We start from the raw sequence: 21881 nt of genomic DNA on the forward strand, positions 1-21881 counted from the left end.
TTTTATTTTGAGCTTTTATTGAAAGTGGCTAACTTGATTATAAAATTCGCCATTATTTGGTTACTCCATATTTCGATAGATCGAACTCTTGGCTGGAATTTATTTCCAAGAAAAACAATGTAGTTCAGATTTCAATTAGTAAAATGTTTTGGTTTCAGCCAAATTATTAAATAAATAGTTAGAAACAATCCCAATAACTTGTCTATTTTCCGGCAAATCCGAATGGTTAGTATTTTCTCCGGTTAAGGTAATCTCAGTAAAATACCTAACCTGAGATTGATAAATATATTTTCCACTATAAACAGAATCCACCTTGACCAGACCATCAGTCGAATAGTTTTTAGCACCAGCAATTGAATAAATCGTGGTGTTATAAGGAATCTTATTGCGGTTATGAACTAGCTCGCTCAACATTTTTGATCCCTGCATATTATAAGGTGTCGCAATCGTCATCAAACAATCGAGATGCATTTTTGAAATGTTAATATACTTTTCAATTGCTAATGTCCAAATTAGACCACCATTCGAATGTCCAAGAGCCCTAAAATTTGTAAAGCCATACTTAGTTTGTAAACTTTGCATAACTTTACCAAGCAACTTAGCCTGTTGATTGATGTTCCGATATCCATCGCGATTATTTTGAAAGGACACTACTACGATAGGTTGATTATCTATACTTAGGATTCCACCATGAAATTTCATTTTACCGTTTTCGTCCACTTTGACTTTTAAAACACTGTGTTTAAAATGATTCTTTTCTCTAGGTAGATTGGAAATTAAATAATCAAATTCAATGATTTATCTAAATTTGGTTTCTTATAATTTGAAAATATATTTTGGATATCCAAAATTATTTCTTTTTCATATTTAGATTTCAAATCATATTTATCCAAATAGTGAATATAAAAGGTTCCACGATTGATTTTAGCATCTTTAATCAAAGCGCTAATCGTCAACTTATCAAATCCTTCAGCACTAACAATTTTGATAAAGGCCCGTTGAATTTTCATTTCTGTTTTTAATCTTTTTTCATTAGACTCCATCAGAGAACACCTCTTAAATGAACTGACTGTTTATTTAAAGTTGATAATAATCCAAAATAATTTAAATTCAATAAATAAACACTTCTCGTATTTTTGTCACCGATATAACACAAGCATATTTGGATTTATTTAAAAATACAGTCATATCCACTCAACACTTTACCTGTTTTTGCATATTGCTCCCTCAATATTAAAAATCTATTATGCGGTTGTATAAAAAATTATTGAAGGAGATTTCAATCATGTTTAAATCAGAATGGAAATACCTCATAAATAATAAAAAAATTTTAATAGTGTTATTGGCAATTGCTTTAATTCCTGCTATTTACTGTTATATCTATCTCTCTTCAATGTGGAATACCTATGGGAAAGTAGATCATATTCCAGTAAACATTGTTAACGAAGATAAGTCAGTAGTTTTCAATGGCAAAGAAATTACAATTGGTGATAATTTAACAAGAAGTCTCAAGGATAAAGATACCTTTGATTTTGAAGAGACAAGTTCAACAAAGGCTGAACAGCGGTTGCGTTCAGGTAAATCCTATATGACCATTATTATTCCCAAAGACTTTTCTAAAAATGCAACCACTTTACTTTCATCACATCCTCAAAAAATGAAAATCAATTATAAAATCAATTCTGGTCAGAACTTTATTGTTTCTAAAATAACTACCGGAGCCGCAACCAATGTTAATCAAAAGGTATCTGAACAAGTAACATCTACATATTCAAAAGTGATTCTCAAAGCTCTAAGTGGTGCTCAAAATGGTATGGTCGAAGCTGGGACAGCTACTAATCAGATATCCAGTCAATCACCATCTCCTCAATTAAAGGCCGGAACTCAACAATTATCAGGAGCTTTGCTAAGCGGAGCTGCCAGATTGAATACAATTTCTAAAAATGACCAAACAGCCGATCATTTGGCAACTCCTATCTCTGAACATTTAACCGATATTAATAAAGTACCTAATAACGGTACTGGAATGGCTCCATTTGCAATCGCACTTGGCATCTATGTTGCAGGAATTGCTTTAGGAACTATGTATGACAATGATCCACACAAGAAACCAACTTCAGCCTTTGGTTGGTGGTTATCCAAGGCATCCATCATTACAGCAGTTGCCATCGTTCAATCAGTTATTTTATTTTTCACTTTGACAAAATTGAATAATTTACAAGTTAATTCTCAATTTGATTTATTTGGTGAGTTGATCCTTGGATCATTATTATTTCAATCATTGATTTTTTGTTTAAGTACACTTTTAGGGGGCGTTGGTACTTGGTTGGTATCAATTATCCTAGTCACTCAAGTAGTTTCATCTGGAGGATTATATCCAATGCAATTAGTTGGACATTTTGCTCAAACCATGAATCAGTGGTTACCAATGACTTATCTTATCGATTCATTACGTTCAACTATTTCTACTAATTTAAATATTCAATCTGATATTCTAATAATGATAGCTATGATTATTGGATTTAATGCCCTATCGATTGTCAAATTCCGATTTATAACGATTCATAAAACACTTAAAATTTAATCAAGACTTCAAATTAAATATATGAAGTTGATAAGGACAGTTCCAAAACTTTACTATGAAATGTACTTTTTATTCAAAAAAACTACTAACCCTTCACTTTAAAAGGCTAGTAGTTTTTTGCTAAATGAAATATTCCTTCTTCATTTTTCAAATTTCACTTTTTCGATTCTATCTATTATAACTGGGAACGAAAAGAAGCTACCGATCTTGCCCATCGACGACTTCAACACAATCTTTAGAATGATTTTAACGGGAATGTTTACCGTTTCTTCCAACTCCATTTTATCCAAATTTTTCATAACCTCTTTAATTAACTGATATGATGACTTTTTATTCATTAAAGCAACTAACATAGCTCAAAAATAATATTTTTGTGCAAATAAGCTGTATATTTTCAAAAGACAATAATATATACTCTTACTTAGAAAATTTTAGGAGATTTTTTATGAAAAATATTGCTTATAAATATCCTCGTCAGAGAATTAATGGCATTTGGCTTATCATTGTGGGGATTGCCATGCTTTCATTAACGCTGAAATTGAAGAACGGCATGCCAAATACCATTCCATTTGGAATTCTATATAGTGTGGGTATATTCTGGGAACTTAATTCTAAAACCCGTAAACGTCTTAGTGTCGGACCAGGAACCAAATCACAACAATTCTGGGCTAATGCTGCCATTATTATTATGTGTATTGCTATCGTGTTTACTATTATCTTGGCTAGAAATACTTATCCGACAACATCGATTAATTTTATGAGAACCATTTGGTTAGGTGTCTTATTATCAGTCGGTTTACACTTCTTCATGTTTATTCCAGTTCACGGTAAAATGATGGGTATTTTAGGTATTCTTACAATTATTAACGTTCTAATATCAATGCTCCTAGTAGTTCCTTTAGATTTAGTTTTCATTATCGATGGTTTTTTGAAATTAATTTTTGGAATCCTTTATATTAAATTAAGTCCCATAAATTTTTAATGACATTTATATCAGGAAGTAAGTTTAAAAGAATAAACTTGCTTCCTATTTTTATCTTCTGATTTCTCTAAAATTTTTTTGAGGGGAAAAATCTACGATCATCGTCAAAACTACAACATTAATATATAATCGTAAATCGGTTGTATTAAATATTTCAAAAAATGCTGTTTAGCACACGTCATATTTATTTAGCCTTTAGTAAGAACAAAACAATAATTAAATTACGTATCGTCATTTTAAGCTTAACATTATTTTGTGAGATATTTACAATGAATCAAAAACACAGCTATCAATTTCATCTATGAAAGAATTATTGTCATCTAGTGTCCATTTTTTTGCCGAATTATCTAGATTGAGTTTAGGCTATAGTAAAGGTAATAATATTGTTATTACTCCTATGTTCTAAAGTTATTACTAAAGACCTCGGTTTTTCATTAAAACAAAAACTCCACAATTACTGACAATCTCATTCAGTAATTTGTGAAGTTTTTTTATTTTAATAAAATTTAAATCAAAGAGTCCCAAAAAAATAAAATTAGGTTTAATCAAACAAACAAGCCTCAAAGGGTTCAAAATCTTCTTCTACAAAAATGGAAACAGTGAAGAAAGCTTCCAAAGCTGACAAATCTAAGAAGAAAATAAATAAACAAAATATTTCTACAAATACTAACCAAAATAATTCAAACAATACGGCTCAACAAACATCAAATACCAATGCTAAACCCAAACAACCAAAAGTAACAAATCATGCAACTACTCAACAAAAACAAGTACCAGTAACAAACAACAACACTAATACTCATCCACAATCTGCTACAATCATTCAAAACTCTGACCAAGCCGCAGCTTTAGTCGCTCATTCTATGGGTGGTGCTGCAAAAGAATCCATGAATGTTAAACAGGAAACTGATGGCTATCACGTATGGTTTGATACTGGTTCTAAGAATCCAATCGTTACAGTCGTAAAATCAAATGGTGATTTCCATGATGTTAATGGCAATCTCATTGGTACATATGCCAAAATGTCTGCCCCTGATGGAATATACTATCAATAAAAGATTTTTAAATTAAATTCTAAAAAATTAAATAAACCATTTAAAAAGCACCCATAAAACGGGTAGTTTTTGCTGATCCCGATGGGCCGAGTATACTTATAAAATCATCCTTGTTTTTAGACAGATTAATTCCATGAAGAATTTCGATTGTCTTCTTAGATTCAATTACAACACTTTAAGAAGAGGATAGATATTTTGATTATAAGAGAAGCTACTATAGAAGATGCACCTGAGATTCATAGAATTAATATCAGTAGTTTGGACTATCACTTTCCAATTGATCAAACAACCAAGCAAATTCAAAAGATTCTATCCTTACCTAACAGCAAATTATTTGTTGCTGCCAACGACGACAATAAGGTCCTAGGATATATTCAAATGAGCGATTATGAGAATACTTATCACAAGAGTTTGAAGAACATCATAACGTTAGCTGTGGATGGAAATCACCAACATGAGGGAATTGGTTCAAAACTAATCGAACATGCCGAACAGTGGGCAAAAGAAGATGGTAGTTACGGTATTAGACTTGTTTCCGGATTTGAAAGAAAATCTGGCCACAAATTCTACGATAAGCATGGCTATGAGATTCGTAAGGAAGAAATTAATTACATTAAATGGTGGAACTAAAGTTTCATTCGTTAAATATTTACTGTTAAAAAAGCGGTTGCCTGAATTAAGGTGCTCCATAACTGTCAAATTTCTTGTCTAGCAATTGTGAAGCATTTTTGTTCATTATTATTTCAATCATTGATTTTTTGTTTAAGTACAGATATTGATACTTGCCTAGTATCACTCAGATTTAACGCTCTATCGATTGCCAAATCACTTTATAATTTATAAATTTAATAAGCTCCAAAATAATAGGTCACAAACTTAAAATTTTAAGTTTGTGACCTATTATTTTAATACCAATAAACTTCCAACCAGAATTTATTTAGAATATTGACGAATTCTAGGTGGAATATAATTTTCCATAAACTCAAATATCTCTGTTAACGAATCCGAAAATAAGAGCTTGCTGCGATCACTCTGTGTTAGGTATCCATTTTGAACCATATTATCAAACATATCTCTCAAAGAATCATAGTATCCGGCCACATTATAGAATACACAAGGATTATCATTATCCCCTAATCTTGCCCAAGAAAATGCCTCTATTATTTCTTCAAGCGTTCCGGGACCTCCTGGCAACGCAATACAACCATCTGAATCATTAAGCATAGTTTTCTTTCTAGTACTCATATTATCAACCACTTTTAAATCAGTTAATCTATCTAATGAAGCACCACGATCGACAAGTTCTTGTGGCATTACACCATGAACCTTGCCTCCGTTATCCAAAACCGTATTGGCTAAAAGTCCCATTAAACCAACACCGCCTCCACCATAAACTAATTCTAAATTGTGTTCTGCCAAATAAGTGCCCAATTGAACTGTTGCATCTGTGTGAAGTGATTTATTTCCCTTTGATGCTCCACAATAAACAGCTATTCTTTTCATAAAATATTATTCTCCCTGGATTATTCTGTAACAGATATTACGATAATTTATTACCAATTTTAAATTAACACTTTAAATCTTCAGTCATTTGTATGGATTTTAGTCAATACGTGATTCAACATAAGTTGATGATATTTATTATGTAAAGTTGAATCTGCATTCTTAATATCAAGATACATTTGTTCATTTATTTTATCCAAAATATTATTAAGCTGTAACAATTCCTCATCATTTAAGGCTCTTAAGTATTTTGGAATTACTTGCATTCTTTTTTCAATTTCTAATCGACCATTATCAGTCAAACTAACAATAGTTACACGCTTATCGTCCACTGATTTCTTACGTGAAACTAAGTCTCTCTTTTCAAGCTTTCGAACAAATTCAGCCATAGATTGTGGTGTCATATTAAGCCTATCTGCTAAAACTTTTTGTGGCAAATTATCATCGTCTGACAATGCCAATAATATTTTCCCTTGACCTTGGAATAACATTTTATAATCATTTTTATGCTGTGCATCATCTTCAGCAATATTTTGTAACATGCTAAATTCAACCAACTTACCTGCTGTTTTTCCCTGATCAATTAAATTTGTCATTGTTATGCATCCTCCAATTTCTTATTATACGTGAATATCCAATTTAATTCAGGTCTACCTGATTATTTTTCTTGATTTTTAATCAGGTGGCCCTTATAACCTGTTTTTGTTAGGTATACCTGATTAATTTTTTGAAGAGGTCATTAAAATGCAAAATAACACTGCTATTAACGTAGAACATTTATCTAAAGCATTCAACAATCAAAAAGTAGTCGATGATGTTTCATTCACTGTTAAAAAGGGAGAAGTCTTCGGACTATTAGGCCCTAATGGAGATGGTAAAACCACCATTCTCCGTATGATAACTACTTTATTAAAACCAACTACTGGTAATATAACTATTCTTGATCATGATATCAAAAAAGACAGCAAACTAGCACGATCAACTTTTGGCGTAACAGGTCAATATGCTGCTGTTGATGAAGACATTACCGCCAAAGAAAATTTACTAATATTTTCTAGATTGAACGGATTGTCAAAAAAAGAATCTCATATACGAACAAATGAATTGTTGAAAGAATTCTCACTTGAAAAGGGTGCTGACAAATCAATCAAAGAATTTTCTGGTGGTATGCGTCGCAGACTAGATTTGGCCATTAGTTTGATTACACGACCAGAGATAATTTTTCTAGATGAACCGACAACTGGGTTGGATCCACGGACTCGCACACAAATGTGGGATACAATTCGGAATTTAGTTAAACATGGATCGACAGTTTTTCTAACAACACAATATCTTGAAGAGGCAGATACTCTCGCTGATCGTGTTGCTGTAATTGATCATGGTAAATTAATTCGAATTGGTACTCCCGATAAATTGAAACACGAAATTGGCGAATCAAAAATGTCTTTAAAAATCATAAAAAATAATGATGTCCTCCCTGCTGCCAAAATTCTTCAGAATGCATTGAATTCAAGGCCGCAGATAATTAACAATACCATTACTGTGAGATTCAAAACTACTGAACAAATAATTGACGGACTATCACAACTAAGCACCGACAAAATAGATGTTTCAAATTTAAAGATTCAAGAACCATCCCTAGATGATGTCTTTATGATATTAACAATTGGTAAAAATTAAAAATATGGAGAAAAAATAATGGAAATCAAGAAAAGTCGTATTAGCACAATTCAAAATATTAATACCATGGCCTATCGCAATCTTCTAAAAACTCTACATAATCCTGATCATCTAATGGACGTTCTAATTCAGCCAGTTATGTTCATGATACTGTTCGGTTATTTATTCGGTGGCGCTATTGCCGGAGGAGTCCATGCATACTTACCAATAATTGTTCCCGGAATACTAATACAAACTATCCTATCTGCCGCCTCAGGTTCTGGTACACAAATCAAGGAAGACATGGAGACTGGAATCTTTGACCGTTTCAAAACATTACCCATCGCTCACATTGCCCCACTTGCTGGACAATTATTGGCAGATATCTTGCGATTAGTCCTTGCAATCGTTGCTTCACTTACAACCGGATACCTCATGGGGTGGCGACCAAATGTAGCATTTGGATGGATCATTGTCATCATATTAATCACTGTCTTTACTGGTTGGGCTATATCATGGATCTATGCATTTATAGGATTGATGGCAAAAAGCGCAACTATGGTAGAAAGCATTTCTTTAATGACCATGCTACTATTATCATTTTTGTCAAATGCTTTCATTCCAATCAATACTTTGCCTAAATTTTTACAGATAATCGCCAATTTAAATCCAATGACACATGTGATTACTGCTATTCGTCAAATTCTGGCAACAGGAGCGTTTTCAAATACTGCATGGATTGTCCTTATATTCGATTTAGTCATTGTCCTGATTTTTGCTTCTTTAACAGTCTGGGCATATAACAGACAAAACTAGATATCAAATTAATTTAAAAATAAAGGATCAATATTAGTCTATAAGCCCAATATTGATCCCTTATTTTATTACTTTTTATTCTCTTTACGCATAGTCAATTGAATTCGATTACGATCTTCATCAACACTAAGAACCCAAACGGTCACAATATCACCAATTGTCACCACGGTACTAGGATCACTAACAAAATGATCAGACAATTGAGAAATATGAACTAACCCGTCTTGTTTAACACCGATATCGATAAAAGCTCCAAAATCAATGACATTACGAACGGTACCTTGAAGTTCCATCCCTGGTTTTAAATCGGCCATGGTCAAAACATCTTGGCGTAGCAATGGTGCTGGCATGCTATCACGCAAGTCACGTCCCGGTTTACTCAAACCAGCAATAATATCTGCTAAAGTTGATTCGCCGATATCTAACTTTTCAGCCCATTGTTTTTGATCCAGCTTACCTAATTTCTGTTGTAATTCTGGTGTCCCGATTGAATCGATTGTTACATTGATACCTGACAACAATCTTCGAGTTGCGGCGTAACTTTCCGGATGGATATCTGTATTATCCAACGGATCACTACCAGCAATGATTCTCAAAAAACCAACCGATTGTTGATAAGCTTTAGGCCCCAATCGAGGGACAGATTTCAAATCTTGACGTTTAGAAAATGAACCGTTCTCATTTCTATAAGTCACAATATTTTTGGCAGTAGTTGCGGTCAATCCAGAAATATGGGTTAACAATTCAGGACTGGCTGTATTTAAATTAACTCCTACTTGGTTAACGGCAGTCTCAACGACACGATCCAATTGTTCGTCCAATTCCTTTTCAGGTACATCGTGTTGATACTGACCAACACCAATAGCTTTCGGATCAACTTTAATCAATTCAGCCAATGGATCTTGTAGGCGACGTCCAATACTGACAGCCGAACGCTCTTCAACATGTAGATTAGCAAATTCTTTTCGAGCATTAGCACTAGCAGAATAAACGGAAGCTCCGGCCTCATTAACTATCACATAGTAAACAGGGTGATCCAAGGTCTTCAAAATTTCACTGACAAACTCTTCAGACTCACGACTAGCTGTTCCGTTACCAATAGCAATCATTTCTACATGATATTTTTCCAGTAATTTTTTGAACTCTGGACCAGCTTCGGCACGTTGTTTACTGCTAGCGGGTTTATGTGGATAGATAACTTGTTTAGTCAAAAAGCGACCATTTGCATCCATAATTGCCAATTTGCAGCCTGTTCGATAGGCTGGATCAAAGCCCATAACCACTTTTCCCTTTAAAGGTGCCTGCATCAATAGGTGATACAAGTTATTACCAAACACTTGAATAGCATGTTTATCAGCCTTATCAGATATTTGACGACGTAATTCACGTTCAATTGATGGACCAATGAAACGCTTATAAGCATCAGCAAAAGCCGCTTCAACTTTTTCTACTGCTGGTCCCTTATGACGTCTGATTAAATGTGAATCCCCATAATGCAAGATTGAAGTGTCATCAACTGTTATCCCTACTGTCAAAATTTTCTCACGTTCACCACGATTTATTGCTAAAACACGATAAGGTGGAACCTGTTTCAAAGCTTGTGTGAATTCATAATAAGTTTCATAAACCTGTTGTTCGTCTTTATCCTTAGCGCCTCGTTTGAGTTTACTAGTCAATTCCCCGTGAGCCCATGTATAACCACGAATCCATTCACGGAAGTCAGCTCGTTCACTGAAATTTTCAGCTAAAATCTCGTTGACTCCGGCCCAAACAGATTCCAAATCGGGTAAATCTTTATCTTTAGAAATAAAAGTTTTTGCCTTAGCATCAAGTCCACGTTCGGGAAAAGTCATTAACCACTTAGCTAATGGTTCCAATCCTGCTTCACGAGCTATGGTAGCTTTGGTACGGCGTTTCTGTTTATATGGAAGATACAAATCTTCAACTTGTTGCAAAACTGTAGCCTGTTCTAATTGTTGTTTCAAACTAGGTGTTAACTTACCTTGCTCCTGAATCAATTTCAACACATCATCACGACGTTGATTTAATTTCATTAGCCGATGAGCTTCATCTTCAATATCACGGATTGCCACTTCATCCAAAGTCCCCGTTCGTTCTTTACGATAACGAGCAATAAAAGGTACTGTATTGCCTTCATCTAAAAGTGTTAGAACTGCTTGAATTTGTTGCACACGATACTGATTCAATTGTTGGTGAACTGGTTTGGCCAGATCAACCATGTTATTTTCTTCTTGTTTTGTTGCCATGTGATCCTCCATTGTTGTAACTACTTGGATTAAACGCGTCTTCAATTATACCATGGTCAATTCAAAATTCAGTCGCTTACCTACACCTAAAATTTCGTTCAAATACCATTAGGAAAAATTAAAGTGATAAAATTAAATTATCTTATTTATACGGAGGACCAAAATGAGTTCAATTTACATTAAACGTGCACAAATTACAGATTTAAATGAAATAATGAACATTATTAGTCAAGCTCAAGCAATGTTGAAAGCAGATGGTAGTCCTCAATGGCAAAATGGTTATCCTGATACTGCTACATTAAAAAATGACATTATGGCTCAGCAATGTTGGGTCTTAATGGTTGATAACAAGGTCGCTGGTACAGCAACTTTAATTGTTGCCGATGATCCTAATTACCGTGAAATCACTGATGGCCAATGGGAAAATAATACTGATCCTTACGCAACTATTCATCGTATCGCTATCAGTGGTGATTTTGCTGGTCAACACTTAGGCAAAATTTTTGTTTCCAATCTTATCAGTCAGTCCTATCAAAATGGTATTCGTAACTTTAGAATCGATACTCATAAGTTGAATAAGAGAATGCAACACTTGGCTACTAGTGCCGGTTACGTTCATCGTGGCAAAATTTATGTTAGTGAACCCGCTGTTAATCACGAGGATAACGCCCGCTTAGCTTTTGAATTGAATCTATAAATTTGTACAAAAATAGGATGTGAATTTGAAATTAATCAAACTCACATCCTATTTATTTTGCATTGATTTTATTATCTTCAGTAAATCATTATACAAATATCTTTATATATAATCTAACGAATAAAAATTTTCACTCTTTTTTGTTGCTAGAGATTTTTACCCAAGTAATACTTTTAATATTATTACTTAAGGCGAAATACATAAAAAAATCTTTGGTTAAGAATAAACAAGATGCATTTCTAATCATCATTGAAAAAACAAGACTGATGAAATAAATCAAAAATATAATAACTAATTTTTTAATTCAATCATTATTTTTGACTCAGAATGAGAATAAAATACCACTAAGTGACATCAGACCAGCACACATCATAGCTGCGCGAAAGCCATTGGCAAATGAATTAATATCGATAGTATTACCAAATCCATAGAATACAATCACTGAAATAGTGGTTCCTACAGCACCTCCCATCAAACGGAAAACATTATAAATTCCTGATGCTTTACCAATAGACTCAGGATCAACTGCTCCTAAAACAGATTTTTGTAAGGCCGGTCCCGCCATTGAGAGTCCCACACCGGCTAATGCCAATGGAATTATCATGATTAAATACAAACTCTGTTCAGTAACCAAAATTGAAAGCAACAAATATCCTATTCCCTGCAAAACAAGTCCCAAAGTTGCTATCAGTTTTTCTCCAAATTTATCTACTGTTTTACCAGCAAAGGGAGCTACCACAACTAAAGTTCCAGTCCAAGGTAAAATTTCTAGGCCCGCGGTTAAAGAATCTGCTCGGCCGACAACTTGAAGAAATTGTGGTAAGAAAAATACCACACCATACATTGCCGCATACAACAAAAAAGTTGCCACGTTCCCTCCAGTAAACGCCTTCGAACGAAAATATTTTAAAGGAATCATCGGTTTAGATTCATTCCTTTGACGAGCAATAAAACAGATTCCTAAAGCTAAACTTAAGATACCAACCAACACTGATATAACTTTTGAATTGGCAGCAGTCATTTCTGACAAGGACCAGATAATACCAGCTGAAGCAAAAATTATTAATAAGGAGTCCACTAGTCCAATTTTGTCACTATTACCGATACTTTCTGGTAATATCCGTTCTGATAAATAAATTGCGGCTATTCCAATAGGAACATTGATCCAGAAAATCCATTGCCAGGCCAATTTAGCGACAATCAAACCACCCAATGACGGTCCAACAATCAGTGCTAAGCCTCCAATCCCACTCCAGATCCCCAACGCTTTACCACGTTCTGAGGTTGGCAATGCATGCGTTAAAATTGCCATAGACATCGGCGTCATGACTGAGGCACCAATTCCCTCAATTACTCGAGCAATAATCAAAACAGTAATATTACTGGATAATGCACAAAAAACTGAACCCAAAGTAAAAACAAAAATACCGATATTATAAATTTTTCGGCGGCCAATTCTTTCACCTAGAGAAACGCCAACTAACAATACAGCACCAATTGTTATATTGTAAGCATTCAAAGCCCACTGCAAAGTATTCACTGAAATATGAAAATCTGTTCTAATTGCGGTTGAAGCCGTCGTGACGATCATTGAATCCATCATCGACATGAAAAATCCTAGTGACGTTAATATCAAAATCCAGGTGGAACTAATCCTTCTATTCGTGGTTGCTTCCATTTTAATCTCCTCTGTACAGCATTTTAAAATAGTTCAAATGTTTTTGAACTATTTAACATTATCATTCAGTAAAATTTGTGACAATAAAAATTGTATAAAAAAAAGACGTCTTTAGAACGTCTCTTTTTGAGTAATTCAAAGATACCAATGGATTCAACCATTTAGGATAAATATTTAAATATTCTGATAGAAATCAGTCACATATTTATCAAACGTACTTTTATTCAAAGTAACGTATTTTTCACGAGCTTCTCGTCGTGTATTAATTAATCCTGCTGATTCCAACAACTTGAAATGATATGAACCAGAGGTTTTGCTGATATTGACCGCTCTTCCAACTTCACCACAAGCTATCTCGTGATCAGTATGTTTCAGATATTCAATAATTTCTAAGCGGATCGGATCCGCTAGTGCTTTAAAAATTTGAATTTGTCTATCATCTATTTGCTTTTTCAATTTAGTATTTACCATATTTGCTATTTTACTTGAAGTTTAATTGGCGATTCAATATGTCAGCCCAAAAATTCTTGTCTACCATTTTTCCAATTGAATCTTAACATGACGCTTATTTTTTGAATCGGGATTAGGGTCATTTTTTTCAGCGTTATTTAATACCTTGAATAAATCTGACATGACCTTCTTTTCACCTTCTGGAGATAAATCTATTTCCCCATGTGCTGAAGTAGTATTGTCTTCATCGTTTCCATTGTTAATAGTTTCCCTCAAAGCACTAATGAATTCATGATGTTGCAACATTACCAATTGAAGTGTTTGTTCAGCGTGTTCTTTGATCCAATCATCTGAGAAGTTTAAAACATTATCATCGTCATCCACAATATATTTTGTTTTTTGATTCAGAAACAAACTAGAATAATAATTCTCAGTTAAATTCTTGATTTTCTCTTGTTTAACAATTTTTAAAAGATCAGCATCCATCATTTTATTCAATGTGTAGTATAGCTGATTGTTAGGAATTTTAGTGGCCTTTGAAATCTGTTTTGGAGTTAGTCCTTCTTCGACTTTAGTGGCCTTTAAAATTTTGCCAACTTTGTCGTCGACCATTAATTTGGCAAATTGATCTACTGTAACTTTGGACATTATTTTCACCTCTTTATCAGCATAAATGTTTGACAAATTGAAATCAAACAATTAAAATTCATTTATCATTTAAATTAATTTAAGCGTAAAATAATTTTAGATGGACGTGATAATATGAAAAATTTAATTAAGAATCCGGCCTTTATGACCTTAACTGGTGCTAATTTTTTTGAAACTATCGGTACTAGCCTATTCAATATCATTCTATTAACCTATGCACGTAGCTTTGCTAACGCCAGTATCATGGTTTCCATTGTTTCAGTTGCAACAGTTATGCCTGGTGTCCTCGGTATCGTTACCGGACAAATTGCTGACCGAACTTCTAACAAACGTGTTTGGCTAGCTAGTACCAAATTTATTCAAGCTGGACTCTATTTAATTTTGGCTCTATTAATTACTCAAAAACAAGTCTTCTTACTAATGATTATTATCCTAATTAACATCTTTTCAGATATTATCGGTATGTACAGCAATGGTTTACGTATGCCAATTATTCAAACTAAGATTGACCGTGAATCTCAAGAAGAAGCTCTGGGTATCACTCAAGGTATCTTGACTATCATGCAGACCGTCGGTCAAGCTATTGGTGTCAGTTTACTGGCCTTAACAAATGACTATCAATTGGCCGGCTATATCAACGCTTTAACATTTTTAGTTGCAGGTATTATTCTAATTTTTGGGTATGATTCCCTCAAAGTTGAACAAATTAAACATAAGTCACCTTCCATTCATAAACTCTTAGGCCAAATGAAACAGGCGCTCGAAAAAGGTTCGGACACTAACGCTTGGGCTTTACTGGGTAGTATTTTCTTTATAAATGCTGTTGGCTCTAGTCTAGATGCTGTTATTAATCTTTACCTAGTTGATCAAGGAAACAAATTACCTCTCCCCTTCAGTGTAAGTGTACTAATCATCAATACTGTTCTCGTGGCTGGAACAATCCTAGGAAGTATTCTACATTCTGGATGGTTCAAAAATTTATCTTTCAGATCAGTCATGATCACTTGTGTTGTGGCATTAGGATTATTCTATATTAATCTCTTAAGTTTAAAGAGTTTTATGATTATCATTATTTCTATGGTTATTGGTGGTTTTTGTATGGGTCAAGCTAACCCCAAATTGACGGCCGCCTTATTGAAAACCGCTGATGAAGAAATTATTGGTAGTCTAACTGGACTAATGAATACAGTCTCAATTATTTCAATGCCCTTAGGCACTATCGGTATCGTTCTAATCTACAATTTAATCAATCCTGCCTTGGCATATATTGTATCGATGATATTGCTAGCTCTATCAGCCGTCTGTCTTTTTCTACCTAAAAAAGGAAACGAGAATTAATCTCATTTACTTTTTTTCATACAATTATTTTAAACAGTCAATTCAATCTGGTTTCCTTCAGGATCAAGAATAACACTTTCGTAATAACCATCACCGGTTACTCTTGGGCCACTCAAATGAGTGTATCCATCGGCTTCTATACGTGCAGATACTTCATCAACTTTTTCTTTTGAACCCAATGACATAGCCATATGCATGTATCCTAATGGATATCCACCTAACTTATCTTGATTCAAATCATCACGGGTACATACTTCCAATCTTGCTCCATCTTCAAATGTTAAAAATCTTGAAGAAAATGTAGTTTTAACATTATGATATTTTTCAGAAGCAGTTGCTCCAAAATATTTTTCGTAAAATGAGACTGTTTTTTCTAAATCATTAACAAAAAGTCCAACGTGTTCAATTTTCATACTATTACTCCCCAGAAAGTTTTTTAATTATCTTTATAAACTTAGTTTACTAAGTTGCGAAATTAATATACCATTGATATATAAAATTGTCTAGAAGATTAAGGAGAAAATTTCATGGATAAAAATATTCCTGAACTCATGAGAGAAAGAAATTTTAAGGTCATTATTCAAACTATCATTCAAAATGGTTCTCTTTCATCTAAAAAAATAGCTGACAACACCGGGTTAAGTGTCGTCAGCATTAATAAATTAATTAAAATCCTTACCGAAAAAGGAATTGTCACTAGCAGTCTGCAAAAAGTTTCAACTGGTGGTAGACGGGCAATACAATATACCATTAATGGCAATAACTTTAATCTATTAACCATTCGTATTTTAGAAATAGATCAAAAAATGGTAGCAAAGTTGGAAATCATCAATTTAAACGGTGACATTATTTCTAAAAATGATTTACAAGTGGAAATTATACATCCCGAAGACCTATTAGAATCCATCAAAAAGATGTTACAAGAACAAAAAGTAATACCAGATTTGATTATCATTGGAACTTCCGGTGTAGAGTCAACTCAAAAAATGATTCTGAGCGATATCCCCGGATTATCCGAAGTAAATTTGGAACAGTATCTTTTTGAACACACTAATATTACTGCCAAAGTAATTAATGACGTCAACGCTATGGTACTTGGCATCTCTAAAAATAATCAAGAAGACAATATCGTCGGAATTTACTATCCTAAAAACTATGCCCCGGGAGTTGGTTTATTAACCTTCGGTCATCTTGTTTTAGGTAAATCAGGAGCAGCTGGAGAAATATCCTTGGGACTATCCTATAAAAACACTCACTACCCAATGAAACAAGATGTTTTTGAGAAATATTTATTAAATGATCTTCAAACCATAATTGCACTATTAGATCCCAATAGAATAGTAGTTTTCGCTCCAGAGAGAAAAATTGATAAGCATAAACTATCAAAGGATTTGCATGATCGAATTCATCAGATATCAGAAACTACAATTGATTTTGATAAAAATATTGATCAAACTTATCGAAACGGCTTAATAAATTATGGCAGAGAAAAGATTTTTGAAAAAATAATTAAAAATATCTAATAGAATCTCATCATACTAAAGTAAATATCAAGCTCTGAGGGATCATATTTCCCCTTGTTCTTTTTACACGAATAATACAAATCAACTGCAGATTTAGGAAGACTCTTTTTTTGAGTTCTCAAATAGAAAACATAACTATTTATATTAGTACTGTATCCTGCCGAAACCAAGTTAACGTCACCAGTCTTATCCAAAACTTTGGCACATTTCAAAATCAATTTAGCTAGATAATAGTCTGCTTTAACCTTAGGATCAGCATATGTTCGACTCAGTTGATCCATTAGAACTGTAACCTCTTCATTATGTTCCATGTCTTTCTCCCAGTATCTTCACATTTATCACCAAAAGCTTAATATATTTATCAGATTGCCGCAATAATGCATAACAAAAAGTTCGATATGAATCCATATCAGTCTTTTAAAGTAATGATTAATGTCTGACAATCATTTTTCGAATATCTGATAGCCGGTAATCACCAGTACAGTACGTACTAGGGTACCCTAACTTATTAGTTTTTGGTGAAAGCCTAATTATATAAATGAAATATTTTTTGGTCTTCGTCAACATGAATTAAATCAACCATAAAATCACTCCTATTTGCTCATTTCATATATATTTCCCGTAACAGCAGTAGTTCCACCAACACTATTTAAGAATAAATATGATTGAGATTTCTTTGGAAAAACTCTAGAAGTGAAGACCTCCTCGCCACCATTAACAAACAATTCAACTGAGGATGTGTCAGTATATATCCGAATATTAATTTCGTTATCTATACTATAATCAAGTGTTCTTGTCGTTCCGTAAGCAACTGAAATATCTTTACCAGTCGTAGAACGATCAATTACAATCTCATTTTTTTTCTTATTTAAAATAATTCTAAATCGACGTTGATCATCCTCATCGGCAAATAGATCAATTATAAAAGCATTAGATGTCTTGAAATCAATTGAGAAGTCATATTCATTAGCAGTCTGACTCAATTTTTTTTGATAGACATTATCTGTTAATGTTTGCTTAATGATCTGTTCATTTACTCTACAAGTATCAAGTTCTCTAATGGGAACTTGATACAATTTATTATTTATAATTTTTAATTCTTTAGGAATCGTCATGCATCCTGAATAATGAAACTTATCAGTTGGATAACTAGTTTCTGGCAAACCCATCCATGAGATCAAGATTCTTCGTCCATCTGGAGAAAACATTGTCTGACTGGCATAAAGATCGAATCCATGATCTAACTCTTTTAAATTCTCTGCATTGAATTCAGTATCTGGTAATGACACCTTATCTCCCATCAAATAACAGGTTTGATAAATATTCTGATACTTATTCCCCTCACTCTTCAATCCTTGTGGGCAAAATACTAATACTCCATTATTATCTAATTCGAAATAGTCGGGACATTCCCACATATAACCTAGAGAATCATATTTAGTATTTAATTCACCCAATAAATTCCAATCTTTGAAATCCTTACTATGAATAATTAGTGCAGTTCCCGTTAGATTAGTTCTTTGAACTCCCAAAATGGCATAATACTCTCCATCTTTTTTCCAAACTTTGGGATCTCTAAAATGTGCCGTATATCCAGAAACAGTTCCCTCTATTATAGGATCATTATTACGATGTACTATATTATTCTTATCCATATAAGCCGTAATCTGATATGGAATTCTTACCCAATTATTTTGTGTATCCGTATTGATCCAAGTATTACCGGTATAAAACATTAATAACTTATCATCTTCAGATATAGCACTACCCGAATAAGTTCCATATCGATCGTATCTTGTATCACTTTCAATAGCCGCACCTAAATCTTGCCAATGAATCAAATCGTCGGAAACTAAATGCTTCCAACCATGTTGTGTATAGTGTGGTTTTTGAGAATATGCTAAAGGACTCCATTGATAAAAAAGTTGATATTTACCATTAAAATAAGAGAAACCATTAGGGTCACCCAAAGTACCTGATTCACTCTCCACGTGATATTTTTGCCGATAAGGGCTAGAGCTAGTTATAATTTGTTCATTATTAATAACTTTTTTAGGAACATCAGTTAGATGATCTACCATATTCTTAAATTCTTTAATTCTATTTGTCATAGTCATTTAACCTCATATTAATCAACACTAACTTGTTTTGAAACAACTGATTTAGTTTTATTTGTCACTTTAGCTTTAGACTCAAATGTTGAAAACTTAGCAACAACTAACGATGCTAAGAAACCAACGGCAATTCCAACCAGATTAGTCAAAATGTAGTTCACATACCCATTATTTTGAGGAGCAGCAATGGCAATGCCAGGTAATCCCGTTGTACCAAAGGAAACCGCCGTTAATTTAGTCAAATAGATATAGGCACCGGCAGCGGCTCCACCAATACAACCACCGATTAATGGATATTTATGTTTAATATTGATACCAAATAGTGCTGGTTCTGAAATACCAAAAAGAATGGAGAAAAATGCTGAAATAGAAATTTCACGTGATTTGGCATTCTTACGATTTAAGAATAAGAAGGCTAAAACACCACCACCTTGTCCCATCAAGGCACCAGAGAACAATGGATTTAGGAAATCATATTGAGTAGTAGAAATCAATTGTGTTTCAATAGCACCAAACATATTATGCAAACCGGTGATAACTATTAGCTGTTGAATGCCACCAAAAATTATATAACCAAAGATCCCTAATGATTGTGACATCCCAACTAAAGCGTTGGTAATCCATGTTGATAATGTCACGCCGATAGGTCCAACAATCATGAATAAAATAAATGATGAAATTAAAATAGTTAACATTGGTGAAAGCACGAATTGAATTACACCCGGTAATTTCTTTTGAAAGAAGTTATCTAATTTGGCAATAACCCATCCCATAATCAAGGCCACAATTATTTGACCACCAAAATTAGTTAGAGATAACTTCCACCCAAAAATATTGGCAATAACAGCCTTAGCGGCCCCCGTTTGAACGTCGGACATAGCTGGTAAGGAAGCTGACATCATGACAGCACCAATTGCTAAGCCCAATACAGGCCTACCACCGTATCTTTTAGTTGCTGAGTAAACTACGATCAAAGGTAACATGGCAAAAATACCAGAAGAACCCAAATTAACAATTGTACTAATTCCCGAAATACCAGGAAACATTTGAACAAGTGATTGTGCTCCAAAAATTTTCTGAGTTAATAAATTATTCAAACCGATTAAGATACCGCCTGCTAAAATGCCTGGTAAAATTTCGGTAAAGACTCCCGTTAAATCATCAATAAATCTTTGAAAAAAACCCTTTTTTTCTTCCTTATCATTGGACTCGGATTTTGCTGGTTCAGGACTACCAGAATCAACTGAATAATACTTTATGCCTGTATGTTGAATAAAAACATCAGTCACTTTATCAACTAATCCAGCTCCAAAAATGATCTGTAATTGATTCTTATTAAGATTGACACCCTTCACCAATTCAATATTATTTAAAGTATCTTTATCGACTTTACTAACATCCTTTAAAGCAATTCTTAATCTTGTTGCACAGTGGAATGCTTCAATGGCGTTATCTTTTCCACCAATTGCTGGAAGAATTTCATCAGAAATTTTCTCGTATAATTTACGATCATTCTTCATAGTTGTTTCCTCTCTATCCCAAAGTTATTATTTCGTTATTTAACTTACAAATTCATTCTATAACTGAAGTAACCGTTTTCAAATGGTATAATGTTGATATCATATGTCGAAATGTTGAATGGAGTTATTTATTAATGAAGAAAAATTTTGTCTTTAGCAATGAACAATATAATTCCTATTTATATCTAACTTCTGGTGGTTACGAAGCAACAACCCCTTCACATCAATATGGACCACTAGGACGATCAGGTTATATGTTGCATTATATTTCTAATGGTAAAGGTACTTTCATCAGCAACAATATTACTTACCATATGAAGAAGGGTGACTTTATGTATATTGAACCCCAAAAGACCGTGACCATGATTGCTGATAGAAATGATCCATGGTCTTTTTATTGGATTCGCTTTACAGGTGACTTAATCAAACAATATATGTCACGAATCAATATTTCTTATCGAAATCCTGTTTTTTCAATTAAAGATACTCCAATCGTTCCTCAGAAAATTGTTGAAATAGTTAATTATTCTCAGGATCCACATCGAAGTGATTTTATCTACAATGCCAAATTGTTAGAAATATTGGATTCGTTACATAACATCTTACCTAAAGTTTCTTCTAATCAATCTTCTTCCCCTGACGTTATCTATACCAAGGCCTTATACTACATCCGCAATAATTACGAATCGACTATCTCAATTAATGATGTCGTAAATTATCTAACGGTCGACCGAACCTATTTATACAAACTCTTTAAACAAAATATGAATATTGGGCCAAAAGAATATTTAACTAAATATCGATTAAAAAAGGCTTCTGAATTGCTCAAGGTTTCTAACGAATCCATCACTTTCATTGCTCAATCATGTGGTTTCCCAAGTTATCAACGTTTTGCAAGAGTGTTTCATAAATATATAGGTTACTCTCCATCAGAATATCAGAAAAAATTTCTATAAATTTTTTAATTACTTGTCAAACTTAACTGTTTTAATTAGGCGAATTTTATAATCAAGTTAGCCACTTTAGAAAAATGACAAAATAAAAACA

Annotated in this window: 22 protein-coding genes; 10 read left to right on the forward strand and 12 right to left on the reverse strand. The window is 33.4% G+C overall.

The features are described from left to right. Nucleotides 1–135 precede the first annotated feature (135 nt). Complete coding sequence (locus tag FD33_RS09080) at nucleotides 136–798, reverse strand: alpha/beta hydrolase (protein ID WP_081784561.1); 663 nt, start codon at nucleotides 796–798, stop codon at nucleotides 136–138. Continuing rightward, the gene (locus FD33_RS09085; protein ID WP_025086207.1) at nucleotides 777–1043 is read right to left on the reverse strand and encodes a TetR/AcrR family transcriptional regulator; all 267 of its coding nucleotides are present in this window, start codon (nucleotides 1041–1043) and stop codon (nucleotides 777–779) included. Before FD33_RS09085 ends, FD33_RS09080 begins: the two co-directional genes overlap by 22 nt. Nucleotides 1044–1285: 242 nt before the next feature. Between FD33_RS09085 and FD33_RS09090 the strand changes: the two genes are divergently transcribed. From FD33_RS09090 to FD33_RS09105, 4 genes are all read left to right on the forward strand, one after another. Beyond that, the gene (locus tag FD33_RS09090; protein WP_025086206.1) at nucleotides 1286–2584 is read left to right on the forward strand and encodes a YhgE/Pip domain-containing protein; all 1299 of its coding nucleotides are present in this window, start codon (nucleotides 1286–1288) and stop codon (nucleotides 2582–2584) included. Between the two features lie 445 nt (nucleotides 2585–3029). After that, nucleotides 3030–3566, forward strand: a complete 537-nt coding sequence (locus tag FD33_RS09095) for a DUF6609 family protein (protein WP_056955924.1) — start codon at nucleotides 3030–3032, stop codon at nucleotides 3564–3566. Between the two features lie 590 nt (nucleotides 3567–4156). Then, nucleotides 4157–4621, forward strand: coding sequence for a hypothetical protein (locus tag FD33_RS09100; protein ID WP_025086205.1), 465 nt, complete (start codon nucleotides 4157–4159; stop codon nucleotides 4619–4621). 195 nt (nucleotides 4622–4816) lie between these two features. Next, nucleotides 4817–5251 (forward strand): GNAT family N-acetyltransferase, encoded by a 435-nt coding sequence (locus FD33_RS09105; RefSeq protein WP_025086204.1) that lies wholly within the window; start codon nucleotides 4817–4819, stop codon nucleotides 5249–5251. Nucleotides 5252–5554: 303 nt separating this feature from the next. Here the strand turns inward: FD33_RS09105 and FD33_RS09110 are convergent, their stop codons facing one another. Further along, nucleotides 5555–6124 carry an LOG family protein gene (locus FD33_RS09110; protein ID WP_056955925.1) on the reverse strand — a complete coding sequence of 190 codons (570 nt, stop codon included), beginning with the start codon at nucleotides 6122–6124 and terminating at the stop codon, nucleotides 5555–5557. Nucleotides 6125–6204: 80 nt separating this feature from the next. Beyond that, nucleotides 6205–6720, reverse strand: a complete 516-nt coding sequence (locus tag FD33_RS09115) for a MarR family winged helix-turn-helix transcriptional regulator (protein ID WP_025085703.1) — start codon at nucleotides 6718–6720, stop codon at nucleotides 6205–6207. A gap of 148 nt (nucleotides 6721–6868) precedes the next feature. Between FD33_RS09115 and FD33_RS09120 the strand changes: the two genes are divergently transcribed. Both FD33_RS09120 and FD33_RS09125 read left to right on the forward strand, forming a co-directional pair. Continuing rightward, nucleotides 6869–7804 carry an ATP-binding cassette domain-containing protein gene (locus FD33_RS09120; protein ID WP_056955926.1) on the forward strand — a complete coding sequence of 312 codons (936 nt, stop codon included), beginning with the start codon at nucleotides 6869–6871 and terminating at the stop codon, nucleotides 7802–7804. Between the two features lie 18 nt (nucleotides 7805–7822). After that, complete coding sequence (locus FD33_RS09125; RefSeq protein WP_025085704.1) at nucleotides 7823–8599, forward strand: ABC transporter permease; 777 nt, start codon at nucleotides 7823–7825, stop codon at nucleotides 8597–8599. A 68-nt stretch (nucleotides 8600–8667) separates the two neighbouring features. Here the strand turns inward: FD33_RS09125 and FD33_RS09130 are convergent, their stop codons facing one another. Further along, complete coding sequence (locus tag FD33_RS09130; RefSeq protein ID WP_056955927.1) at nucleotides 8668–10866, reverse strand: Tex family protein; 2199 nt, start codon at nucleotides 10864–10866, stop codon at nucleotides 8668–8670. A gap of 163 nt (nucleotides 10867–11029) precedes the next feature. Here FD33_RS09130 and FD33_RS09135 point away from each other — a divergent pair, with 163 nt between their 5' ends. Then, nucleotides 11030–11563, forward strand: coding sequence for a GNAT family N-acetyltransferase (locus FD33_RS09135; protein WP_025085705.1), 534 nt, complete (start codon nucleotides 11030–11032; stop codon nucleotides 11561–11563). Between the two features lie 322 nt (nucleotides 11564–11885). On the opposite strand, the gene FD33_RS09140 is transcribed toward FD33_RS09135, so the two are convergent. From FD33_RS09140 to FD33_RS09150, 3 genes are all read right to left on the reverse strand, one after another. Next, a complete protein-coding gene (locus FD33_RS09140) occupies nucleotides 11886–13241 on the reverse strand; it encodes an MFS transporter (protein WP_056955928.1) in 1356 nt (451 codons plus the stop codon). 174 nt (nucleotides 13242–13415) lie between these two features. Continuing rightward, nucleotides 13416–13712 carry an ArsR/SmtB family transcription factor gene (locus FD33_RS09145; protein ID WP_025085706.1) on the reverse strand — a complete coding sequence of 99 codons (297 nt, stop codon included), beginning with the start codon at nucleotides 13710–13712 and terminating at the stop codon, nucleotides 13416–13418. A 60-nt stretch (nucleotides 13713–13772) separates the two neighbouring features. Next, entirely contained in the window at nucleotides 13773–14339 is a 567-nt protein-coding gene (locus tag FD33_RS09150; RefSeq protein WP_025085707.1) for a winged helix-turn-helix domain-containing protein, read from the reverse strand. Nucleotides 14340–14453: 114 nt separating this feature from the next. On the opposite strand from FD33_RS09150, the gene FD33_RS09155 reads away from it, so the two are divergent. Next, on the forward strand, nucleotides 14454–15677 hold the full coding sequence (locus tag FD33_RS09155) for an MFS transporter (RefSeq protein ID WP_025085708.1): 1224 nt from the start codon (nucleotides 14454–14456) through the stop codon (nucleotides 15675–15677). A gap of 29 nt (nucleotides 15678–15706) precedes the next feature. On the opposite strand, the gene FD33_RS09160 is transcribed toward FD33_RS09155, so the two are convergent. Next, a complete protein-coding gene (locus FD33_RS09160) occupies nucleotides 15707–16090 on the reverse strand; it encodes a VOC family protein (protein WP_025085709.1) in 384 nt (127 codons plus the stop codon). Nucleotides 16091–16204: 114 nt separating this feature from the next. Here FD33_RS09160 and FD33_RS09165 point away from each other — a divergent pair, with 114 nt between their 5' ends. Further along, complete coding sequence (locus FD33_RS09165) at nucleotides 16205–17200, forward strand: ROK family protein (RefSeq protein WP_056955929.1); 996 nt, start codon at nucleotides 16205–16207, stop codon at nucleotides 17198–17200. On the opposite strand, the gene FD33_RS09170 is transcribed toward FD33_RS09165, so the two are convergent. From FD33_RS09170 to FD33_RS09180, 3 genes are all read right to left on the reverse strand, one after another. Then, nucleotides 17197–17511 carry a bacteriocin immunity protein gene (locus tag FD33_RS09170; RefSeq protein WP_025085711.1) on the reverse strand — a complete coding sequence of 105 codons (315 nt, stop codon included), beginning with the start codon at nucleotides 17509–17511 and terminating at the stop codon, nucleotides 17197–17199. The genes FD33_RS09165 and FD33_RS09170 overlap by 4 nt on opposite strands. Nucleotides 17512–17793: 282 nt before the next feature. Next, the gene (locus tag FD33_RS09175; protein ID WP_025085712.1) at nucleotides 17794–19311 is read right to left on the reverse strand and encodes a glycoside hydrolase family 32 protein; all 1518 of its coding nucleotides are present in this window, start codon (nucleotides 19309–19311) and stop codon (nucleotides 17794–17796) included. A gap of 17 nt (nucleotides 19312–19328) precedes the next feature. Then, nucleotides 19329–20834, reverse strand: coding sequence for a PTS transporter subunit EIIC (locus tag FD33_RS09180; protein ID WP_025085713.1), 1506 nt, complete (start codon nucleotides 20832–20834; stop codon nucleotides 19329–19331). A gap of 134 nt (nucleotides 20835–20968) precedes the next feature. Between FD33_RS09180 and FD33_RS09185 the strand changes: the two genes are divergently transcribed. After that, complete coding sequence (locus FD33_RS09185) at nucleotides 20969–21790, forward strand: AraC family transcriptional regulator (RefSeq protein ID WP_025085714.1); 822 nt, start codon at nucleotides 20969–20971, stop codon at nucleotides 21788–21790. Nucleotides 21791–21881 lie beyond the last annotated feature (91 nt).

Source organism: Companilactobacillus paralimentarius DSM 13238 = JCM 10415, from assembly GCF_001434985.1.
Taxonomy (GTDB): Bacteria; Bacillota; Bacilli; order Lactobacillales; family Lactobacillaceae; genus Companilactobacillus; species Companilactobacillus paralimentarius.